Below are 2066 nucleotides of genomic sequence, written 5' to 3'. Positions count from 1 at the left end.
GGGGGCACGCTGATCGGCTTCATCGCGCACATGGTCGCCCGGTTGCGGGTCGACAACATGATGGCCGCCGTCCACGAGGACTCGGTCACCAGCATGGAAGACGCCTACCCCCTCTACGGGGAGGAGCCCGAGTGGCCCGGCCCCGAGCTGCCGGGGCCGGACGGGGGCGTGCTCGTCCCGGCCTGGCGCAGCGGGTTCGTCCGAACGGTGGCCCCCGGGCCACTCGTCGAGGCCGCCCGGGAGCACGGTGTCCTCCTGAGGCTGGGGGTCCGGCCAGGTGACTCGGTGGTGGTGGGGGCACCGATCGCCGCCGTCTTCCCCGACGACGGAGGCGAGGTGCCGGTCGACGCGCTCGTGGCTGCCCTGCGCGGGTCGATCAACCTGGGCTTCGAGCGCACCGAGGAACAAGACGTCGCCTTCGGGGTGCGGCAGCTCGTCGACATCGCGCTCAAGGCGATCTCGCCCGGGGTCAACGACCCGACGACGGCGGCCGAGGCACTGGGCTACTGCAGCGACCTGCTCGTGCAGCTGACCGGCCGGCGGCTGGGTCCGCAGCTGCACCGCGACGAGGACGGCATCGCGCGGGCCGTGCTCCCCGACCGCGACCTGCACTACTACCTGGACCTGTCCTGCGCACAGATCCGCCGGTTCGGGCGGGACGAGCCGACCGTGCTCACCGCAGTGCTGCGGCTGCTCCGCGACGTCGCCGTCCACGTCCGGGACGACGACCAGCGCCGGGTCGTCAGCGACCAGGTCGAGCTCGTGGTGGCGGAGATGTCCGACCGGCTGCTGGACGCCGACCAGGAATCGGTCCGGGACATGGCCCACCGGGTGTCGCTCGCGCTGGCCGGGCAGGTCGACGATGCCTACCGGGACCGCGCCGGGACGACCCGCTCGATCTGAACCGCCCGGCCGCTCAGGGACGCAGCACGCGGGCCAGTCGCCGGAAGCCCAGGAACGCCGCCCCGGCGCCGGCCACCCACGGGCCGGCCACCAGCACGGGGTCCAGCAGGTGGTGGCGCCGGTCGGAGCGGCCGGACCGGGACCGCAGGCCGGCGTGCGAGAACTCGGTACGCACGCCGGTCTCGGTGACCGGGTTGTCCGGGTGACCGCTGAGGAACGAGCGCAGATGGCTCTCCCCCGCATCCACCCGGTCACCGACGACCAGCAGCAGCCAGTGCGCCAGCCGGCCCTCGCCGAAGCGCTCGTAGGCCAGCCGCCGGATCGCCCCGGAGAGACCGTGCAGCGGCTGCGCGGTGCCGAAGACCGGGGTCACGAACGCATGCTCGATGGAGCGCTCCCGCCCCGCCGACCCCGGCTGCCGCTCCGGGAAGTCCCAGTGGGCACCGGTCTCGGCGGGGTACTGCAGCTTCGGGGACGACGGCCGGTCGGCGGGGTCGAGGTCGACGCCCCAGCCGGGGATGCGGGCCCGCAGCTCCTCCCGGCTGGGTGGTGCGGTGCGCTTGTCGCGGACGTAGGCGCTGGGGATGTCGGGCTCGGTCATGGTGGTCACTCCCTCAGTTCGCGCCCGGCACGACGAGCGGCTTGATGCAGCCGTCGAGCTTGGCGGAGAAGACGTGGTAGGCCTCGGCGATGTCCTCCAGCGGGAACCGGTGGGTGACCATCTGCCGCGGGGTCAGGTGACCGTTGCGCACGTGCTCGAACATCCGGGGCCACTGCCGCTTCACCGGGGTCTGGTTCATCCGCAGGGTGAGGCCCTTGTTCAACGCATCGCCGAACTTCACCGCGTTCGGGATGGGGCCGTAGGCGCCCACCACGGAGATGGTGCCGCCCTTGCGCGCGGCGTCGATGGCCCAGTTCAGCGCGGTCGGCGACCCGCCCTGCAGCTTGAACTTCGGCCCGGTGAGCTGCTGGAGGGCGTTGCCGTCGGCCTCCGCGCCCACCGCGTCGATGACCACGTCGGCACCCAGGTAGTCGGTCTGCTGCTTCAACTCGACGACCACGTCGTCGAGCTCGTCGTAGTCCAGCGTCTCGGCGTGGGCCATCTCCCGGGCCTTCGCCAGCCGCTCGGTGAGGTGGTCGACGACGATGACCCGGCCGGCGCC

3 protein-coding genes are annotated in these 2066 nt (G+C 72.7%); 1 reads left to right on the top strand and 2 read right to left on the bottom strand.

Annotation, left to right across the window (positions count from 1 at the left end; all coding sequences use genetic code 11):
* Positions 1–903 (top strand): DUF2254 domain-containing protein (locus G5C62_RS26690; RefSeq protein WP_164703367.1); only part of this gene is annotated, 903 nt, incomplete at its 5' end.
* 13 nt (positions 904–916) lie between these two features.
* Here the strand turns inward: G5C62_RS26690 and G5C62_RS26685 are convergent.
* Both G5C62_RS26685 and G5C62_RS26680 read right to left on the bottom strand, forming a co-directional pair.
* Positions 917–1504, bottom strand: coding sequence for a hypothetical protein (locus G5C62_RS26685; RefSeq protein WP_164703366.1), 588 nt, complete (start codon positions 1502–1504; stop codon positions 917–919).
* Positions 1505–1517: 13 nt separating this feature from the next.
* A partial coding sequence (locus G5C62_RS26680) for a zinc-binding dehydrogenase (RefSeq protein ID WP_164703365.1) occupies positions 1518–2066 on the bottom strand: 549 nt, incomplete at its 5' end.

It is taken from the genome of Modestobacter sp. KNN46-3 (assembly GCF_011039295.1).
This window is presented reverse-complemented; position numbering and strand designations above follow the sequence as displayed.

What these genes read in the sequence shown, in the direction of transcription:
- G5C62_RS26685 (WP_164703366.1), bottom strand. Translation starts at nt 1,504, where the DNA reads ATGACCGAGCCCGACATCCCCAGCGCCTACGTCCGCGACAAGCGCACC.